The sequence below is a fragment of the Burkholderia sp. PR2 genome, assembly GCF_052372875.1.
Lineage (GTDB): Bacteria > Pseudomonadota > Gammaproteobacteria > Burkholderiales > Burkholderiaceae > Burkholderia > Burkholderia diffusa.
The window spans coordinates 428,877-446,731 of record NZ_JBQRWH010000001.1 but is presented as its reverse complement, the minus strand read 5'-3'; the positions used below and the strand labels follow the sequence as shown (position 1 = coordinate 446,731).

17 protein-coding genes are annotated in these 17,855 nt (G+C 68.8%); 1 reads left to right on the top strand and 16 read right to left on the bottom strand.

The window, feature by feature from the left end; genetic code table 11:
• Positions 1–31: 31 nt before the first annotated feature.
• From ACT2FV_RS01995 to ACT2FV_RS01930, 14 genes are all read right to left on the bottom strand, one after another.
• Complete coding sequence (locus tag ACT2FV_RS01995) at positions 32–1,063, bottom strand: EscU/YscU/HrcU family type III secretion system export apparatus switch protein (RefSeq protein WP_444503084.1); 1,032 nt, start codon at positions 1,061–1,063, stop codon at positions 32–34.
• Between the two features lie 24 nt (positions 1,064–1,087).
• Entirely contained in the window at positions 1,088–1,897 is an 810-nt protein-coding gene (gene sctT / locus ACT2FV_RS01990) for a type III secretion system export apparatus subunit SctT (protein WP_059526749.1), read from the bottom strand.
• Positions 1,891–2,574 carry a hypothetical protein gene (locus ACT2FV_RS01985; RefSeq protein ID WP_444503083.1) on the bottom strand — a complete coding sequence of 228 codons (684 nt, stop codon included), beginning with the start codon at positions 2,572–2,574 and terminating at the stop codon, positions 1,891–1,893. The genes sctT and ACT2FV_RS01985 overlap by 7 nt, the downstream gene beginning before the upstream one ends.
• Positions 2,567–3,952, bottom strand: coding sequence for a type III secretion system ATPase SctN (sctN, locus tag ACT2FV_RS01980; protein ID WP_444503082.1), 1,386 nt, complete (start codon positions 3,950–3,952; stop codon positions 2,567–2,569). Before sctN ends, ACT2FV_RS01985 begins: the two co-directional genes overlap by 8 nt.
• Entirely contained in the window at positions 3,949–4,578 is a 630-nt protein-coding gene (sctL, locus tag ACT2FV_RS01975) for a type III secretion system stator protein SctL (protein WP_059600083.1), read from the bottom strand. The genes sctN and sctL overlap by 4 nt, the downstream gene beginning before the upstream one ends.
• Entirely contained in the window at positions 4,560–5,300 is a 741-nt protein-coding gene (locus tag ACT2FV_RS01970; RefSeq protein ID WP_444503081.1) for a SctK family type III secretion system sorting platform protein, read from the bottom strand. Before ACT2FV_RS01970 ends, sctL begins: the two co-directional genes overlap by 19 nt.
• Complete coding sequence (gene sctJ / locus ACT2FV_RS01965; RefSeq protein ID WP_124628139.1) at positions 5,297–6,181, bottom strand: type III secretion system inner membrane ring lipoprotein SctJ; 885 nt, start codon at positions 6,179–6,181, stop codon at positions 5,297–5,299. Before sctJ ends, ACT2FV_RS01970 begins: the two co-directional genes overlap by 4 nt.
• A gap of 53 nt (positions 6,182–6,234) precedes the next feature.
• Entirely contained in the window at positions 6,235–6,717 is a 483-nt protein-coding gene (locus ACT2FV_RS01960; RefSeq protein ID WP_059600313.1) for a hypothetical protein, read from the bottom strand.
• A gap of 124 nt (positions 6,718–6,841) precedes the next feature.
• On the bottom strand, positions 6,842–7,063 hold the full coding sequence (locus ACT2FV_RS01955; protein WP_040141234.1) for a hypothetical protein: 222 nt from the start codon (positions 7,061–7,063) through the stop codon (positions 6,842–6,844).
• Between the two features lie 145 nt (positions 7,064–7,208).
• Complete coding sequence (sctD, locus tag ACT2FV_RS01950) at positions 7,209–8,567, bottom strand: type III secretion system inner membrane ring subunit SctD (protein WP_444503080.1); 1,359 nt, start codon at positions 8,565–8,567, stop codon at positions 7,209–7,211.
• On the bottom strand, positions 8,548–10,587 hold the full coding sequence (gene sctC / locus ACT2FV_RS01945; RefSeq protein ID WP_175815969.1) for a type III secretion system outer membrane ring subunit SctC: 2,040 nt from the start codon (positions 10,585–10,587) through the stop codon (positions 8,548–8,550). Before sctC ends, sctD begins: the two co-directional genes overlap by 20 nt.
• Positions 10,587–10,865: a type III secretion system export apparatus subunit SctS gene (gene sctS, locus ACT2FV_RS01940; RefSeq protein ID WP_006751731.1), complete on the bottom strand. Its 279-nt coding sequence runs from the start codon at positions 10,863–10,865 to the stop codon at positions 10,587–10,589. Before sctS ends, sctC begins: the two co-directional genes overlap by 1 nt.
• Positions 10,862–13,075, bottom strand: a complete 2,214-nt coding sequence (gene sctV / locus ACT2FV_RS01935) for a type III secretion system export apparatus subunit SctV (RefSeq protein ID WP_124628131.1) — start codon at positions 13,073–13,075, stop codon at positions 10,862–10,864. Before sctV ends, sctS begins: the two co-directional genes overlap by 4 nt.
• Before the next feature lie 238 nt (positions 13,076–13,313).
• The gene (locus tag ACT2FV_RS01930; protein WP_444503079.1) at positions 13,314–14,147 is read right to left on the bottom strand and encodes a helix-turn-helix transcriptional regulator; all 834 of its coding nucleotides are present in this window, start codon (positions 14,145–14,147) and stop codon (positions 13,314–13,316) included.
• A 280-nt stretch (positions 14,148–14,427) separates the two neighbouring features.
• On the opposite strand from ACT2FV_RS01930, the gene ACT2FV_RS01925 reads away from it, so the two are divergent.
• Positions 14,428–15,333 (top strand): helix-turn-helix transcriptional regulator, encoded by a 906-nt coding sequence (locus ACT2FV_RS01925; protein ID WP_444503078.1) that lies wholly within the window; start codon positions 14,428–14,430, stop codon positions 15,331–15,333.
• 83 nt (positions 15,334–15,416) lie between these two features.
• Here the strand turns inward: ACT2FV_RS01925 and ACT2FV_RS01920 are convergent, their stop codons facing one another.
• Together ACT2FV_RS01920 and ACT2FV_RS01915 are read right to left on the bottom strand one after the other, a co-directional pair.
• Entirely contained in the window at positions 15,417–17,063 is a 1,647-nt protein-coding gene (locus ACT2FV_RS01920) for an NRAMP family divalent metal transporter (protein ID WP_444503077.1), read from the bottom strand.
• A 104-nt stretch (positions 17,064–17,167) separates the two neighbouring features.
• On the bottom strand, positions 17,168–17,305 hold the full coding sequence (locus ACT2FV_RS01915) for a hypothetical protein (protein WP_444503076.1): 138 nt from the start codon (positions 17,303–17,305) through the stop codon (positions 17,168–17,170).
• Positions 17,306–17,855: the final 550 nt, after the last annotated feature.

Below are 17,855 nucleotides of genomic sequence, written 5' to 3'. Positions count from 1 at the left end.
GCATGCCGGCGTGCCCGACGGGTCGTATTCGTCATGCCGCGCCGGTCGCCCACTTCAGCAACTGCGCGACCTCGCGGAAATGCTGCTGCTGGATCGTGCCCTTTTCGGGCGTGCTCTCGTACAGCGCGTGCGCGAGGCCGGCGTTCGCGAGCGTCGGGCGCAGCGCGTCGCGCGCGAGCCGCACGATCCGTTCGGCTGCCTCGCCCTCGCCGCGCGCGAGCACCCACGGCAGCGTCCCGATCCCGCCGTAATAGAGCGCAACCGCGACGCTCGACGAATAGACGACCACCGACGCGAAGCCGATCCGGTCGGGCAGCGACGAGAACTGCGCTTCACGCGCGAGCTGCCGGCGCTTTGCCTCGATGTGCGGATCGCCCTCATCTTCCTTGTGCTCGCGCCGCACTTCGTCGACCGACATCTTCATCTTCTGGTTGAACTCATGGCGCTGGTGAACGATGTCGATCAGCGCCATCACGATGTAGATCAGCGCGGCCCAGCCGAACAGCAGCATCAGCAGCTTCACGATCAGCGCGAGAATCGACATCGGCCGCGTGAAGCCGGCCTGCACCGACGGGTCGAGCGACTCGACGATCAGCCAGCCGAGCGTCGCGGCGAGCAGCACGGTCTTCAGCAGCATCTTCGCGAGGTTCACGAGGTTGCGCATCGACCACATGTTCTTCAGCCCCTCGGCCGGATTGAGCCGCGACAGCTGCGGCACGAGCCGGCTCCACGCCATCACGCCGCCCACCTGCACGAAGCCCGCGAGCACGCCGGCCAGCAGCCCGGCCGCCACGATCTGCGCGGACAGCAGCGCCCAGTCGCGCGCGGCGCCGTCGATCAGCACGGCGAGCCGCGCGGACGGATCGGCCGCGCCGGCCGCATCGAACACGAGCCGGAACAGCGCCTGCAGCCGCGCGAACAACGTGCCGAGCCCCACCGCGAGCGCGACGCACACGCCGACGAAGAAGGCCGACGAGATCGTCTCCGCGCTCTTCGGCACGTCGCCCTTCTGGCGCGCCTCGCGCAAGCGCTTCGCGGTTGGCTGCTGGTTCTTCTCGGACATGGGCGCTCCGGTTCCGGCGGGCCGTCACGCGCCGCCGTGCGCGGCGAACAGCGCGCGCAGCAGCGCCATCAGCCCGCTGTCGGGGCTCAGCAGCGCATGCAGCGACGCGTACACCACCGGCAGGAACAGCACCATCATCAGCACCGCGAGCGCGCTCTTCACCGGCTGCGCGAACACGAAGATGTTCAGCTGCGGCACCGCGCGCCCGACGAGACCGATACCAAGCTCGACGAGCACCAGCACGATGATGACGGGCGCGGCGAGCTTCACCATCCATTCGAAGATCGTGTCGGTCTGCCGCACGACGAAGGTCTCCAGCATCGACGAGAAATCGGGGCCGAGCGAGCCGATCGGCCACCACGCGTACGACTGCGCGAACAGTTGCACCAGCACCTGCAGGCCGCCCGCGGTGACGAACAGCGCGATCGCGACGAAATTGAGGAAGCCCGAGGTCGGGCCGCCCTCGTGCCCGCCCATCGGATCGAAGAACGCGGCGCTGCCGCTGCCGGTCTGGAAATCGATCAGGTAGCCGACACCCTGGATCGCGAACAACACCGCGCTGAACGCGCCCGCGAGCAGCATGCCGACCACCGCCTCCTTCGCGACGAGCAGGCACCACATCAGGAACGGCAGCGCGGCGACCTGCGCCGGGTCGATCACCGGCGCGACGAACGCGGCGATCACCACCGCGATTCCGTTGCGCACGAGGCCGGTGACGATCTGCTCGTTGAACACCGGCACGACGAACATGACCGGCAGCAGGCGCGGCATCACGTAGAGCAGCGGCCGCAGCGTGCCGGCGATGTCGTTGAAGTTCGCGGCGTGGTCTAGCATCGGCGGTCCGCGGCGGCGGATGCCGGGTCGGCGGCGGGGGTGGGTGCAGTGTCTGCGGCGGTCGAGTCGGAGGTGTCGGCCGCGTCCGTCGCATCCGCATCCGCCGGCCGCGACACCATCTGCGCATCGAATACGGCGGCCATCTCCGGCTGCCCCGACGCATGCGCCTGTGCATCGCCCGCCCGGACGCCCGCCGTCGCGAAACGCCGCACCGCATGCGCATCCGCCACTTCGTCAGCGTCACGCTCGACCCGCGCGGCACGCGCCTGCAACGCCTTCTCGCCAGCCTTGTCGAGCTTGTCCTCGGCAGCCTTCGCCTTGCGCGCGGCGCGCTGCAGGTCGGCGAGCGTCGCCTCGTGATCGCGGTGCACGTGCGCGGCTTCGCTGACCGACGCATTCGCAACGCCGATGTGGCGATCGAACGTGCGCGTGTCGGCCGCGGCGTTCTGCAGCGCGCGCGCCTCGCGCAGGTCGTCGGCGAGCCGCGTCTGGATCGCGGCCTTCGCGGCGACCTGCTGCGCGAGCTGCGCCTGCGCGGCATCGAGCGCGCGGCGGCTCTGCGCGGCGATGCCCTGCTGGCGCGCGGCTGCAACGCGCGCGATCTGGCTGCGCATCTCGCGCACGCGCTTCAGGCGCGCAAGCGTCGCGAGCACGAGACGGTCGTCGGCTTCAGACATGGTCGTTCGCGAGTTTCGTCAGCTTCGCGAGCAGCGCGTCGAAACGCACGTCCTCGTGCGAAACCTGCGCGCAGAACGCGCCGATCGCATCGCGCGCACGCAGCGCGAGATCGCCGAGCCGGTCGCTGCCTTCGCGGTACTCGCCGATCTGCACGAGCAGCTCGATCTCCTGGTACTTCGCGATCAGCTCGCGCACGCGCGCGGCCGATTGCTGATGCGCGCGGCTCGCGACGAGCGGCATCACACGCGACAGGCTCGCGAGCACGTCGATCGCCGGATAGCGGTTCGCGAGCGCGATCTTGCGCGACAGCACGATGTGGCCATCGAGGATCGAGCGCACTTCCTCGGCGATCGGATCGGATTCCTCATCGCCTTCGACGAGTACCGTGTACAGCGCTGTGATCGAGCCGGTCGCGCCCTGGCCCGCGCGTTCGAGCAGGCGCGGCAGCACGGCGAACGTCGACGGCGGGAAGCTGCGCCGCGTCGGCGGCTCGCCGCTCGCGAGGCCGACCTCGCGCTGCGCGCGCGCGAAGCGCGTCAGCGAATCGACCAGCAGCAGCACGCGCTTGCCCGCATCGCGGAAGTGCTCGGCGATAGCGGTCGCCACGAGCGCGGATTTCACGCGCTCCATCGCGGGACGGTCGGAGGTCGACACGACGACGATCGAGCGCGCGCGCACCTCGGGCGACAGGCTGTGCTCGATGAACTCGCGCACTTCGCGGCCGCGTTCGCCGACCAGCGCGATCACGTTCACGTCGGCTTGCGCACCGCGCGCGATCATCCCGAGCAGCGTGCTCTTGCCGACGCCGGACGGTGCGAAGATGCCGACGCGCTGGCCGATGCCGAGCGTCATCAGGCCGTCGATCACGCGCACGCCGGTCGGAAACGGCGTGTCGATCATCTGGCGCGCAAGCGGGTTCGGCGGGTCCTGCTGCGTCGATACCCACGCGGCACCCGTCACGGGCCCGCGATCGTCGAGCGGCCGGCCGAGCCCGTCCAGCACGCGACCGAACAACGCTTCGCCGACCGGGAACACGTGCTCGCGCCCGGACGGCACGACGGTCGTCTCCGGCGACAGCCCGGCCACGTCGCCGAGCGGCGTGAGCAGCGTGGTCTGCCGCGAGAAGCCGACCACTTCGGCGAGCAGCGTCGGCTGGTTCGGCGTGCGCAACTCGCAGATCTCGCCGAGCCGCGCGCGGATGCCGGTCGCGTTGAGGATCTGCCCGACCGCATGATTGACGCGGCCCTGCACCGACACCGGCGAGAAGAACGCGAGCCCCGCGTCGAGGTCGCCGACGAGGCGGCCGCGATCGAACGGCGCCGCATCGTCGTTGCTGTCACCGCCGAACGACTGCGGATCGTCGAGCGGCACGTTCATCGTGTCGTGCCCTTCAGCGCATCGCGGCGGATCGCCTGGCGCAGCGCGTCGATCTGCAGGTCGAGGCTCGCGTCGATGCGCCCGGACGGCGTCTCGACCGTGCACGCGTGGCGTTCGAGCTGTGCGTCCTCGACGATGCGGATCCTTTGACGATTCGACTGTCCGGCGAACGCGCGGTCGAGCGCGTCGCGCATCTCGTCCTCGCGGCCCGGCGCGACCCGCACGATCAGGAACGCCTCGTCGCGCACGAGCGGCGCGATCCGCGCGAGCGCGGCCTCGTAGAGCTTCTGCGTGCCCATCTCGCCGACGATCGCGCGCACGGCCTTCACGACGATGTCGGCCATCGAATCCTTCATCGACTCCATCGTCCGGGCGGCGGCCAGCGCCTGCGTGTATGCCTGCGCCGCATGCTCGCGCTGCGCGCGGCGCATTCCCTCGTCGTAGCCCGCCGCCTGGCGCTTGTCGAATTCGCGCTGCGCATCGGCGACGATGCGCGCGGCCTCGTCGCGCGCGGTCGCGATCACCGCGGAGGCGTCGAGCAGCGCCGCGTATTCGCGCTCCTTGAGCACCTTGCGCTCCGACAGCAGCTGCAGGTTGTCGCTCGTGATCAGAAAAGCCAGTCCCATGACGCAAGCCTCTCGGGAATCAGAAACAGGAACAGCAATTCGCCGAACTGGTCGCGCTGCGCGCGATTCAGCCAGTACGGCGCTTCGTTGTCGATCGCGCGGTTGAATTTCAGGCGCGCGCGCCGCGCGACCGCGTCGCCGGCCACGCCGATGAAATCCGCGAGCAATCGCCCGCCGCGCGCACGAATCACCACCGGCAGCGCGGCCGGATCGGCACGCCACGGTTCGAGCGTGTCCGCGAGCGCGCCGAATTCCGGCGCGCGCTCGAGCGCGAGTTCCAGCGCGTCGCCGCCGAGCTTCGCCGCGACTTCCGCACGAATGCGGCGCACGGTCAGCGCGTCGCGCAGCCAGCCGCGATGCAGCAGCAGCCCCGTATACGACGCGAGCTGCTCGAGCGCCGCGCCGGGCAGCAGCGCGAGCCGCGCACACGGATTGGCGACGTCGAAGTCGTGGAGTCCGGCCACGCCGTTCGCATCGAGCAGGTGACGAGCAAGCAGCTTGCGGCCGGCCGGGCCGAACGCGTCGGGCGAGCGATAGCGCGAGGGCCACTCGGCCGGCACGCGCGTCACGTGCAGATAGCGGTCCGGGCGCAGGTTGAATTCGCAGACGAGCGCGTGAAACGCCGCGCGCCGCGCGGGAGGCGGCGGCGCGAGCGGTTGCAGCCACGGCAGCTGCGCGGCATCGGGCCTGGCACCCAGCGGCAGCGCAGCGTGTTCGCTCATGCGCCGTCGCGCGCGCCGTCCGGCGTGCGCAGGCCGCTACCCGACGACGCTGACGCACCGCCGGTTCCGTTCGCCCCGCGCGGCGTGCCGACCAGCCCGGCCAGCCGGGCGCCGAACATCCCGCGCCGCGCGGCCGACAGCGCGATCACCGCGCAGGTCAGCAGGATCAGCGCGAACACCAGCCAGCCGAGCGGCGAGCGCAGACGCAGGACGTCCGACACCGCGCTGCCGATGCCGTCCACGCGCGTCGTGTGTGCGGCGGCTGGCTGCAGGAACAGCGACACGTTGTCGTACTGCAGCCCTTCGATGCTGTGCGCGACGAGATCCTTGACCATCGGCGCCATCGCGCGCAGGTCCACGCCGGGCCGGTAGCGGATGTACACGGCCGCCGACGACGGCTTGATCTTGTCCGCGAGCGGATCGTTCTCCGGAATCACGACCTGCACGCGCGCGACCACCACGCCCTCGATGTCCTGGAGCGTGCGCGACAGGTCCTGCGACACGCCGTACAGGTAGCGCACGCGCTCCTCGGCCGGCGTCGACACGAGCCCCTGCTTCTGGAACAGCTCGCCGAGGCTCGCATAGCTCGGCTTCGGCAGCCCGTTCGCCTGCAGCACGGTGAGCGCCGACTGCATGTCGCCGTCCGCGACGCTCACCTGCCATGCGTTGCGATCCGACGTGTCGCGCGCGTCGTTGTCCTTCGATGCGCTGATGCCCGCATCGCCGAGCACGGCGACCATCTGGTTCGCGTCGCGCTCCGACAGGCCGGAGTACAGCTCCTTCTGGCAGCCGGCCAGCAGCGCGAGCAGTCCCGCGAGCAGCGCACGCGCTGCCCGGCTGCGCCACGCGTGCATGCGCGGCGTCGAATCGATCGTCGTCATCGTTTGTCCGCTTCAGGGCGCGCGGCCGCTTCAGGCACACGCACCGGCCTTCGTCACTCCTGCGTCTTCAGCACCGTATGCGTGAAGCCGTTCGCCGCCTGCGCGACCGACAGGCTCAACTGGTATTCGGAAATCGTGGTCGTCGCCGTCCACTGGAAATCCATCGCCTTCACCATCGTCATCAGCGGATCGCTGCGGTTGTCCGCCATCGACGTCAGCATCTCGGTGCGATGCTTGTCGATGTTCGCGTACCGCGTGTCGAGATCGTTGCCGTACGTGCGCAACCGCTCGACCAGCGACGCATGATTCGCCTGCGCGGGTGTCGCGGGCGTCATCTGCACCGCCGGCGCCGCATCGGCCGGCGCGCGCGACATCGCGACGCCCGACGCCGACGGCGAGCCCGCGGCGGCACCCGGCTGCATCAGCGCATCGAACTGGCGCACCTGCGCCGGATCGGACGCCGTGCCCGCCTGCTGCACGGCGCCCGCGAGCGCGGCCGCGCCCGGCGGTGCTGCACCTACGCCTGTTACCGACATGATCGTGTCCTCCTTGACCGGCAGCGCCGGAAACGAGCCGGCCGACACGCACGCGCGCCCCGCCAGGCACCCTGCACGGGCTGCCCGGGCATGGGGCGTCGCGCGGCGCGGCCGGCGTCCGGCGTCATGCGCGGCCGGCGGAACTCAGGTGTTGCGCAACCTGGGCGTTCGCCGTCCCTTCCTGCGCGGTCACTGCGTTGCTGGTTTCGAACGTCGCGGTCGACTGCTGGACCTGAAAGTTGATCTTCGTCAGTTCGAGCTGCGTCTTGGTCAGGTCGTCCGCCTGCTGCTGGACCTGGGTCGTGTCGTTCGGACCCCCCGTGCTACCGGCTGCTGAGGCACCCATATTTCGCTCCTTTTGCGTGAAGAACGTCATCCACTTTCCGGCGGCGGCCCCATGCCCCGCCAGTGACGTGACGCGCCGCATGCATGCGGCGTGTCGCGTAATGCGCGCACCGCGCGACGCGCGATGCGCAAATCCTGTCGCGACGCTAGTGCGCCGCCTCCTTCGATGCACCAGCGGCCGCGACGGCCGGCGCCGCCGGCGCCTCCTGCAGCAGCGTCGGGCCCGGCACCGGCTGCGCGACGCCTGCCGCCGCACCGCTCGCGAGCGGCGGCACGGGCGGCGCCGGCGCGCGCTCGGGCGCGCTCGCGGACGGGCCGCCAAGCGGCATCGTGATGCGCTGGCCGTTGCGCTCGAACACGACTGCGTCCGGACCGATCGACACGACGGTCGGCCCCTCCTTCAGCCGCGCGCCTTCGAAATAGCGGCTGCCGTCCGCCATCTCGATGTAGCGCTGGTCGCCGTCGCCCGCGAATACCGTCGTGATCTCCGGAATCCCCGCGACGCCGCCGAGCGTCGTCGCGGTGCGTGGCGCGGCGGCATCGGCGTCGCGCACGTGGTCGACCACCTCGAGCGCCGGACGCGCGTCCTTCATGTAGTTGCGGATGCGCGGCTCGATCTGCGCGCGCTCGGCCGCGCCCGTCAATTCGATCCGGCCGCGGCCGAGATACGCGACCGTCAGCGCCGTGTCGCTGAAATAGGTCTGCGCGGTCGCGACCAGGTCGCTGACCACGTAGATGTTGCCGAGCGCCGCGTTGTCGACGCCCGCGACGATCTGCGCGACGCGTTCGCGCGCGGCCGGATCGCTCACGTAGCCCGACACGATCACGCCGTCGTCGCGCGGCGCGACGGCCAGCTCCGGATACGCGTGCAGCAGTTGCTGCAGCCGGTGCGTGCGCGCGAGCACCGATTCGTGCTGCCACGGCAGGCGCCCGGACCAGGTGACGAAGCCGTAGCCGAGCGCGCCCAGCAGCACGCCGAGCCACAGCGCGACCAGCGCGATCACGAGCCGCCGGCTGCCGAGGCGGCGCAGCCCGCCTGCGAGCCAGCCGAGCCACGCGGCCTCGCGCGCGGTATCCGGCGCACCGGTCTCATCAGGCAGCGCGACGCTCGCCTGCGCGTGCCGCGCGATGCCGAGCCGGATCGAGCCGACCGTCACGACGTCATGCGGCGTCAGCGAGCGGCGGCCCGCGCCGAGCGGCTCGTCGTTGAACAGCACCGGCGCCCCGCCGTCGCCGCCGTGGTTCTGCACCGTCACCGCGAGCGCGCCGACCTGCAGGCACACCTGTTTCGCGCCGATCTCGCGATCGGGCAGGATCACTTCGCAGTCGGCCGCGGTGCCGACCCAGTTCGCGCCGCGCGCGAGCGACATCGTGCGGCCGTACATCGGCCCGCTCAGGAAGCACAGGTTCCACGGCGACGCGAGCGCGGCCGACCCGGCCGCGGCGCCTCCCGCGCCGCCGGGCAATGCGCCGTCGCCGTGCGGATCAATGATGGTCGTCGACATGAGTGGTGGCTCCTGCGGTCGTCGCCACGGGCTGCGCGGCCGAATCCTTCGGCGGCGGCAGCGCCGGCGGGCCGAACTTCGTGCCGGGCAGCGGCGCGGGCGTGAGCGGCACCGCGATGTCGTTGTCCGGCGGACGGTACATCGACGTGCCGTTCGAACCGGCCGGCCCGTCCGCGCCCGGATTCACCGGCGAGCCGTCGGGCGCATACATCGACGCGGTCGTCACCACGCGCGGCGTCAGCAGGTAGAACCGCTCCATGTGGTTGCCCGACTTGTCGGTGTACTTGAACAGGTTGCCGATCAGCGGGATGTCGGACAGCCACGGCACGCCGCTCTTGTTCAGCCTCACCTCGTCGTCGTTGAAGCCCGCGATCAGCAGGCTCTTGCCTTCGTCGATCATCGTCTTGGTGACGATGTTGCGCTGCTGGATCACCGGCACGTTCGACACGGCCTGCCCCGGCACGATGTTGCCGTCCTGGATGTCGATCGACATCATCACGCTCTGCGGGTTGCCGGAGACGGCGGCCGCGTTGCGGATCGCCTCGTCGACGATCATCGGCGTCACCTTGATGCTCGTGCCGGTCGTCACGCTGTACAGCGACGAATCCTGGTAGCCCTGCACCTGCACGTAGAACTGCGTCAGGTTCTCGAGAATGGCCTCGGTGTTGTCGAGCGCGAGCACCTTCGGCTTCGATCGCAGCTGCGCCTGCCCCTTCTGCGCGAGCGCGTTCACGCGCGTGAGCAGGTAGTTGCGCAACGAGCCGCCGATCGACGCGGTCAGCGCGATCCCGGTCGGCATGAAGGCGCCCGTCTGCCCGGTTTCCGACGTGCCGATGCCGAACGTCAGCGGCGGATTGCCGGCGCCGTTGAACTGCGTGTTGCCGTTCAGCGGATTCTGGCCGTTGCCGATCTGCACGTCGCCGTGCGTCGTGTGCAGGCGCCAGTCGATCCCGAGGCTGTCGAGCGAATCCTCGTTGATGTCGATGATCGTCACGTTGATCTCGACGATGCGCGGCCGCTCGTCGAGCTGGTTGATCAGCGACTGGTAGCGGTACATGTTCTCCGGCAGGTCGCGCACGATCACCGCGTTGATCGCCGGATCGGCAACGATCTGCGGCAGCGTGTCGCCACCGCCGCCGCTCGAGAACGGCGAGAAGCCGCCCGCGCTGCTGTCCGCCGCGCCATAGCCGCCCTGGCGCGGGCCGCCGGACATGTCCGGGAAGTCGAGCCGCGGCACGGCGATCGTCAGCCCCGAACCGAGCTTCACCTGACGCGCGGCCTGCCCGAGCGGCGTGCTCGACGGCAGTTCGCTCGTGCCGCCGCCCCTGCCGAACAGCCGGCGCAGGATCGTCGCGACGCCCGGCACCGTCACTTCCTTGCCCGAGCGGTTGATCGTGAAGTCGGACGCCCAGCCGTACCTGAGGCGGAAAGCGCGGATGTCCGCATGCGCGCCGTTCGCCGACGGATCGCCGACCGAGCCGACAGCCTGCCGCACGAGCTCCACGTAGCGGCGCGGGCCGGCCACGTATACGCTGTTCGCACGGTCGTTGATCACGAGCGTGTAGCGCTTGTCGGGAATCTGCATCGCCTGCAGCGCGCGCCCGATCTCGCCGGCCGCGTTCGGCGGGATCGGGATCATCTGCGTCTGCGACTGGTCGGCCGGGTCGACGTACAGAAACGAGCCGTCGTAGTACCACGTGAGTCCGTAGGTCGAGCAGATCGTGTCGAGCGTCTGCTGCGGCGTGCCCGAGAAGCGGCCGCTGATCACGCCGTCGACCTTCGGGTCGACCACGGCCGTCACGCCCTGCGACGATGCGAGCTCGCGAATGAAGTCACCGATCTTCTTGCCGTTCGCGACGATCGTAAACGGCTTGTTGCGCCAGCGCAGGTCCGCCGCGCGCGCCGGCTGCGCGACCGTCATGCACAGCGATGCCGTGAGCAGCGCGGTCGCGCACATGGCGAGCGCGGCCCGTTGCAGGCGGCGCGGTTGAAACCGGATCGGGGTGACGCGTCGGCGCATCAAAGCACTCCTGTGGAAGAAACGAACATGCGTTCAAGCGCCTGCTGCGCGAAGCGCAGCACCTCGCTGCCGAGCCAGCCCGACAGCAGCACGAGCGCGACCATCACGGCGATCAGCCGCACCGCGATGCCGATATTGGCGTCCTGCACCTGCGTGACCGCTTGCAGGATCGCGACCACGAGGCCGGTGACGGTGGCGATCAGCACGATCGGCAGCGACAGCAGCAGCACCAGCATCAGCGCCTGCCGGGTCAGGTCGAGGATCGTCGAGCTCGTCATTGCGCGACTCCCGGCGCGCGCACGCCGGCGCCCGCGCCGAGCGTGCCGTCGTCGGGCGGATTCTTCACCCAGCCGACCGTGTGCAGCTGCACGTCCTCCTCGACCTCCTGGTACGACAGCACCGCGAGCTCGGGCAGCACCGGCTGCAGGATCGTCTTCACGTAGCGACGCGCGCCGAGCGCGACCATCACCGCGAGCCGCGCGGCGCCTTGCGGGTTGCCATGGCCGCCTGCGCCGGCCGCCTGCGCCGACGTCGCGGCCTGCACGATCGCGCGCACCTGTTCGCCGATGTCCTGCTTGATCGCGCTCGACAGCGCGAGGAAATTGCCCTGCTTCGTGCGCATGACCGCGTTCTCGATCCGCTCCTGCAGGTTCTGCTCGAACAGCACGACGCGCAGCTGCCGCGTCGCGCCCGCATGACGATCGGTGATCATCCGGCGCAGGTCGACGCGCACCAGCTCGACCAGCGCGATCACGTCGTCCGGCTCGTTCGGCGCCCACGTGATGAGGCTTTCGAAAATCACGCGCAGGTTGCGGATCGGCACCTGTTCGGCAAGCAGCCGGCGCAGCACCTCGGTCACGCGCTGCAGCGGCACGAGCCGCGTCAGTTCGCCGACGAGTTCGGGATGCTCGCGGCGCACCAGGTGCACGAGCGCCTGCGTTTCCTGGATGCCGATCAGTTCGTCCGCATGCTGGCGCACGATCTGTTCGACGTGCGCGGCGAGCGCGCCTTCGCTCGTCAGCCACTTGCCGTCCGGCGCCGCGCCGTCGGGCTTGATCCACAGCGCGGTCGCGAACGGGCCGAACGCCTCGGCCGGCTGGCGCTCCGCGCGCTCAGGCAGCGGCGCGACGCCGTCCCACAGCAGCCAGCCCGGCTTCAACGCGCCGTGCGCCGCGAGCACGTCCTGCAGATAGATCCGGTACGTGCCGGCCGCTGCGCCTTCGTCGTCGTTCAGCGTGATGCGTGGAAATACCGTGCCGATATCCGCGTCGACGCGCGCCTTCGCGCTCGACAGCGCGGTCTGCAGCTGCGCAAGGTTCAGCGTCGTGCGCAGGTCGTCCGACAGCGACACCGCGATCAGCGACGTGACGCCCGCCGCATGCGACACCTTCGCGGGCTGGCCGTCGTCGGTCGCGCCGATGCGGCCCGCGATATGAATCAGGTTGAAGCTCGGCGCGGTCGTCTTGCGCTTCAGCTGCGTGAATGCGAACGCGCCGAGGCCGAACGCGATCAGCGCGAACGACCACTTCGGAAAACCGGGCACGACGAGGAAGCCGGCCAGCACCAGCGCCGCGATCAGCAGCGCGCGCGGATGCGCGCCGAGCTGCTCGCCCAGTTGTTCGCCGAGCTGGCGCTGCCGCGTGTCGCGCGTCGCGACGCGCGTCGTCACGATGCCGGCCGCGATCGACACCAGCAGCGACGGGATCTGCGACGCCATCCCGTCGCCGACCGTCAGGATCGCGTAACGTTGCAGCGCCTCGCCGATGTCCATGCCGTGCATCAGCGTGCCGACCGCGATGCCCGCGACGATGTTGATGAACGCGATCACGAGGCCCGCGATCGCGTCGCCCTTCACGAACTTCATCGCGCCGTCCATCGCGCCGTGCATCTGCGATTCCTGTTCGAGCTTCTCGCGACGCTCGCGCGCTTCGTCGGCGCTGATGATCCCCGCGCGCAGGTCCGCGTCGATGCTCATCTGCTTGCCCGGCATCGCATCGAGCGAGAAGCGCGCACCGACTTCGGCGACCCGCTCGGAGCCCTTCGCGATCACGATGAACTGCACGACGGCGATCACGAGGAACACCACGCCGCCCACCACGACGTTGTTGCCGACCACGAGCCGGCCGAACGCGTCGATCACGTGGCCCGCGTTCGCGTGCAGCAGGATCAGCTTGCACGACGCGATGTTCAGCGCAAGCCGGAACAGTGTCGTAAACAGCAGCAGCGCGGGAAACGACGAGAAGCTGACCGCGGAAGGCACGTAAGTCGACACCGTCAGCAGCACGACGCTGGCGGCGAGATTCAGCGAGATCATCCCGTCGAGCGCGGCTTGCGGCAGCGGCAGGATGAACAGCGCGACCACCGACACGATGAACGCGGCGAGAAACAGGTCGGCGCGCGGCGATGCCCCGAGACGTCGCCCGGACACGCTGCGGGCGGCGGAAAAGATCCGCTGCCAGTCGCGAGGGAGCGCCTTCGGTTCTGCCATCGTGCCGTCGTCCTGTCGTTGTCGCCGGCGGGCACGGGCCGTCATGCCCCGTGTCGCGCGGACCGTTGAATGGGACGAGTGTAGCGACGCGACACCGCGCAAAAAGGGATGCACCTCGTAGCGGCGCGGCGGTTTTCCGGCGACGATCGGATCCGACTACGAAACCCGGCGGCGCCTGCTCGCGCGCATCGCCGGAACCGCTTCCATCGCGCGGCGGGCGCCGCGCGCGCAGACAGGGTCAGGACTCCAGACGGCGTGCGGCGAGATACGCGAGCTGCGCCCGATTCCGGACGTTGAAGAGTCTTTCGAGCGAACGGATATGGTGACCGACCTTGTGCAGCGACGTGCGCAGCGCGCTCGCGATCTCCTGGTCGGACAGCCCGTGCACGAGGCGCTCGAGCACCTGCTGCTGCTCGTCGCCCAGCGCGAAGCCGCGCATGCGCGCGATGCGCGCCTCGAGAAACGGCAGCGCGACGCGATGCACGGCGAGGCTCACCGCCAGCGCGCCGCCGATCACGCGATCGTCGATCCACTCGGTACCGTGCGCTTCCGACGTCACGTTCACCGCGACGCGCAGGTCGAGCCGCGGCGCCGACAGGCTGAAGATCACGCCGCTGTTCATCGCATGCGCACGCAGATGGCCGGCCAGCGCGAGCACCTTGCGGTCGCCGCTGCCCTGCGCGGACGACTCGATCTCGTCGAGCCGCCACACGACCGGAAAGCCGCTTTGCCGCACTTGCGCGAAACGCGGGTCGCTCTCGTAGAGCATGCCCTCGATATACGGCTGCACGAACGTCGCGGGCGCGAGATCGCGCAGCAGATGCGCACACAGAATGCGCCGCCCGATCATTTCATATGCGCCGTAACCGAGTGTGCTGAAACCGATTTGCCGCAATCTGGCATGGCATTGGGCGAAATCGACGGGAGCGAGGTCGGATTTACCGGGTGCGATTTGGATGCCGGTAAAAACGTCGCGCTCGATTGCATGAATTTCTTTTGAATAAGCGGCAGCGGCAGCAATATCGGCTTGCGAGAACCACTCGACGCGTGGCGCGTCGTCAGCATATGTCATGAGGAGCCCACCCTTTCCCAATATGTGAACATGCCCCGTCACGATCTGGTCTTTTCTTTATGTTTTTCTGGTCTTCTCTATACCGGTGCGAATATGAACCTTTCGCCCGAATTAGTATTACGGCATATTACGCGCACACAGGCATTTTTGTACAATGCCCCCGCGTTTCGTCAGGATGACGATCGACGCATATCATAAAGATGCTCGATCGCATCGTCGCGAGCGCCGTACACGATACGGCTGCCGCCACGCGATGCGCGTCGATTCCGAGGGATGGCTCATGTCCGATATTGCATTGCAAGAAGAAGCGGTCGCCCCAACGTTGTCCCGTCCGTCGCGGCGGACGGCTGCCTGCACCGACGCGTCGAGAGAACGCACGGTGCAGGTCGTCTGGTGCGACGACATCAAGCGCGGCGACATCGCGCAGCCACACGCGCCGAAGCTTGGCGTCGCCGATACGCTCGCGAACGCGCAGAGCACCGCGGAGCGCAACCGGATCGTCGCAAGCCTGCTGTACCTGACGGGCTTCTCGACGTTCGCGTATTTCGCGCTCGAATTCTCGCGAGAGCGCGTCGAAAGTCTCTACCTCCACGAGGCGTTCACGCCGACCACCTATCGCGGCGACTACGTGAGGCACAACCATCACGACATCGATCCGCGCACGCTTGGCGCGCGCGTCTGCAACATGCCGATCGTGTGGGACCTGCAGCAGCTGCGCCGCGAACACCGCGAGCGCGACGACGCGCCGTGCGTGACGCCGGCGGCGCTCGACGGCTTCCTGCAGACGATGCAGGACGACGGCATGTGCAGCGGCATCATGTATTCGATGGCCGTGCCCGGCACGCGGCTGCACGCTTTCATGAGCTTCACCGCGCCGCGCCGCACGCGCGAATGGATCACGCCGGCGACGATCGAGCAGGCGCTGTCGATCGGGCTGTCGGTGCACAAGTTCGCATCGCCGCAACTGATCGCGACGTCGCGCGAACGCGCGGTGAACGGGCTCACGCCGTTCGAACAGGAACTGCTGCTGGGCATCGCGGAAGGCGCGTCGGACAAGGAGATCGGCCGGCGCCTCGACACCAGCGCGCACAACGTCGACTATCACCTGCGCAAGCTGCGCAAGCGCTTCGGCGTCGCGAACCGGATCCAGCTCACGTACCTGACGTCGAAGCTCGAACTGATCTGACGCGCGCGACGGGCCCGCGTATACGCACATGCCGGCCTCGCGGGCCGGCATGTGCGCACACCTGGCGACGACGCCGTAAGGCGCTACTTGAGCAGCGTCATCTGCACGACCTTGACGATCACGAGGCCGACCGCGATCACCAGATAGCCGCGCATCACGGCCATCCAGACGCGCGTCGCGACCGTCATCTTCTGCGGCTCGAGAGAATCGAGCGGCGGCATGCGCCATGTTTCGCGCAGCGTGCGGTCGATGCTCGGCTCGACGACACGCTTGTTGCGGCGGATCAGCACCGTCGCGAGATAACCGGCAATCGCGAGCACGGTGCCGCCGATCAGCACGTCGACGATCGCTTCGCCGCTGATGTCCGGATACATCACCGATGCGGTCAGGATGATCGACAGCAGCACGAGCACCCAGATCACCGCGCCCGTGAACACGTTCAGCTTCGTGGAGTTGACCCACGGGCCGAGCACCTGACGATCGTTGCAGAGCACGAGCAGGAACACGGTCGCGCTCGGCAGCAGCACACCGGCGAGCGTCTGCACCGCTTCGGTCAGCAGGCCGAGCGGGCTGCCGGGAATCAGCACGAGCGCGGCAGCCGCCGCGACGATGCCGAAGTAGACGAGATAGAAGCCCTTCGCATCGGACACGCCGCGATGCAGCGAATGACGGATCTTGAACACGTCGCCGATCGCGTACGCGGTCGACAGCGACACCGCCGCCGCGCCGATGATGCACGCGTCGAGCAGCGCGACCGCGAACAGCGTCGCGCTCGTGCGGCCCGCATATCTCTCGAGGCCCGCGATCACGCCGCCCGCGTCGGTGAAGCTGCCCACTTCCGGATGGCCGCCGAACAGCGCGGCACTGAAGCCGATCATCGCGACCGCGCCGATCAGCACGAACGCGATGCCGATCCACAGGTCGACCTTCTCGTACTTCATGAAGCGCGGCGTGATGCGCTTGTCGATCACGTAGCTCTGCTGGAAGAACAGCTGCCATGGCGCGACCGTCGTGCCAACAATGCCGATCACGAGCAGCATCACGTCGGACAGCTTCGCGTGCGCGGGCCAGTTCGGCACGAAGAAGTCGCGCGACATCTGCGCCACCGGCGGGTGGATCGACACGAGCACCGGCACGAGCAGCAGGCTCATCACGCACAGCACGATCGCGAACCGCTCGAAGCGCCTGAAGTCGCCGGTACTCACCGCCGCCATCGTCAATGCGGCCGCCACGCAGACGCCCGCAACCTTCGGGAGCCCGAAGAAAGCCAGCACGAACGTGATGCCGATGAACTCGGTGACGATCGTCAGCGCATTGAGCAGGAACAGGTCGATCACGCTGAACGCGCCCCAGAACTTGCCGAAGCGCTCGAAGATCAGGCGCGCATGGCCGACGCCGGTGACCGCGCCGAGGCGCAGCACCATCTCCTGATTCACGTACAGCACCGGCACGAGCAGCAGCAGCGTCCACAGCAGCGTCGTGCCGTAGTTCTGGCCGGCCTGCGTATAGGTGCCGAATGCGCCGGCGTCGTTGTCGCCGACCATCACGATCAGGCCGGGGCCGATGATCGCGAGCAGCGTGCGCAGGCGCGCCCACCACGTCCCGCGCGCGGCGGTGTCGTGATGCGCGATGGTGCCGAGCGCACCGCGGATGTCGCCCAGATGGGCTTCGTCGAGCACGGCGCTGCGTTCGACGGCGATCGGTGGAGAGACGTTCGATGGCGTGGACATGATGAATTCCGTACGGCTGGTTTTTTATACGGCAAGCGTGTGGCCTTGGAATACGCGCGCGGAACGGGTCCGCGCGCGCATGCCGAGACGCGCTCGGCGCTTCTTCAGCGGATCAACGATTTCAGCTGGTTCAGCAAACGGGAGAACACCCGCGGACGGGCGTCGAGCGTCAGCTTCGCGTCGTAATGCGGACGCGATTCCGTGACGTGCGGGAGGTTCGACAGCAGAAGGCCGAAGTTCATGGTCTGGCTCCTGGCGGCAACGGCATGCGTGCCGGCCGCTTGGTGGGCGCGGGGCCAGTCCGGGGCCTGAACGACGTGTCAGGCTAGTCGGCCGGCATGTCCCTGCGACCCGGGTTCAAAAGGGTCTGTTGATGCAACGGGCATAAGGGACAACTGTCACTGTCGTTCACGGCGGCTCCTGTGCGGTGTTCCGGAGAACACGGTTGACCGCCGTCAGGCGCGCTCCGCCGTTCGGGTGCATGCGAAACGCATGCGCGAACGCGGCCGCGCGCCGGGCGGCGGCAAAACCGGATGGCGCATGCGAAAACGCATCACGCTAACCGGCGCGAATCAGGGTGCACGTAGGGAGTTGCTGCGGAATACTGCTGCGCGCACCGTTTGCCTGGACGACAAACGGCGGCTTCGATGAGGCGCGGACGTCGGTCGCTCAGGCGGAAATTTCGTTCGAAGATCGACTACTGCAGGCGTCCAAGGCGGCGGCCCCAAGAGTGAAGATGCAGGATTCTATGGACCGGCCGAAACGGAAGTCAACCCTCTGACCCGCGCTGGG

Excerpts from the sequence above, each read along its gene's own strand:
- sctS (WP_006751731.1), bottom strand. The coding sequence starts at position 10,865 with ATGACGAGCTCGACGATCCTCGACCTGACCCGGCAGGCGCTGATGCTG.
- ACT2FV_RS01985 (WP_444503083.1), bottom strand. The coding sequence starts at position 2,574 with ATGTCTGAAGCCGACGACCGTCTCGTGCTCGCGACGCTTGCGCGCCTG.
- ACT2FV_RS01930 (WP_444503079.1), bottom strand. The coding sequence starts at position 14,147 with ATGACATATGCTGACGACGCGCCACGCGTCGAGTGGTTCTCGCAAGCC.
- ACT2FV_RS01960 (WP_059600313.1), bottom strand. The coding sequence starts at position 6,717 with ATGTCGGTAACAGGCGTAGGTGCAGCACCGCCGGGCGCGGCCGCGCTC.
- sctT (WP_059526749.1), bottom strand. The coding sequence starts at position 1,897 with ATGCTAGACCACGCCGCGAACTTCAACGACATCGCCGGCACGCTGCGG.
- sctV (WP_124628131.1), bottom strand. The coding sequence starts at position 13,075 with ATGGCAGAACCGAAGGCGCTCCCTCGCGACTGGCAGCGGATCTTTTCC.
- sctL (WP_059600083.1), bottom strand. The coding sequence starts at position 4,578 with ATGGGACTGGCTTTTCTGATCACGAGCGACAACCTGCAGCTGCTGTCG.
- sctN (WP_444503082.1), bottom strand. The coding sequence starts at position 3,952 with ATGAACGTGCCGCTCGACGATCCGCAGTCGTTCGGCGGTGACAGCAAC.
- sctD (WP_444503080.1), bottom strand. The coding sequence starts at position 8,567 with ATGTCGACGACCATCATTGATCCGCACGGCGACGGCGCATTGCCCGGC.
- sctC (WP_175815969.1), bottom strand. The coding sequence starts at position 10,587 with ATGCGCCGACGCGTCACCCCGATCCGGTTTCAACCGCGCCGCCTGCAA.
- ACT2FV_RS01970 (WP_444503081.1), bottom strand. The coding sequence starts at position 5,300 with ATGAGCGAACACGCTGCGCTGCCGCTGGGTGCCAGGCCCGATGCCGCG.
- sctJ (WP_124628139.1), bottom strand. The coding sequence starts at position 6,181 with ATGACGACGATCGATTCGACGCCGCGCATGCACGCGTGGCGCAGCCGG.
- ACT2FV_RS01955 (WP_040141234.1), bottom strand. The coding sequence starts at position 7,063 with ATGGGTGCCTCAGCAGCCGGTAGCACGGGGGGTCCGAACGACACGACC.
- ACT2FV_RS01925 (WP_444503078.1), top strand. The coding sequence starts at position 14,428 with ATGTCCGATATTGCATTGCAAGAAGAAGCGGTCGCCCCAACGTTGTCC.
- ACT2FV_RS01995 (WP_444503084.1), bottom strand. The coding sequence starts at position 1,063 with ATGTCCGAGAAGAACCAGCAGCCAACCGCGAAGCGCTTGCGCGAGGCG.
- ACT2FV_RS01915 (WP_444503076.1), bottom strand. The coding sequence starts at position 17,305 with ATGAACTTCGGCCTTCTGCTGTCGAACCTCCCGCACGTCACGGAATCG.
- ACT2FV_RS01920 (WP_444503077.1), bottom strand. The coding sequence starts at position 17,063 with ATGTCCACGCCATCGAACGTCTCTCCACCGATCGCCGTCGAACGCAGC.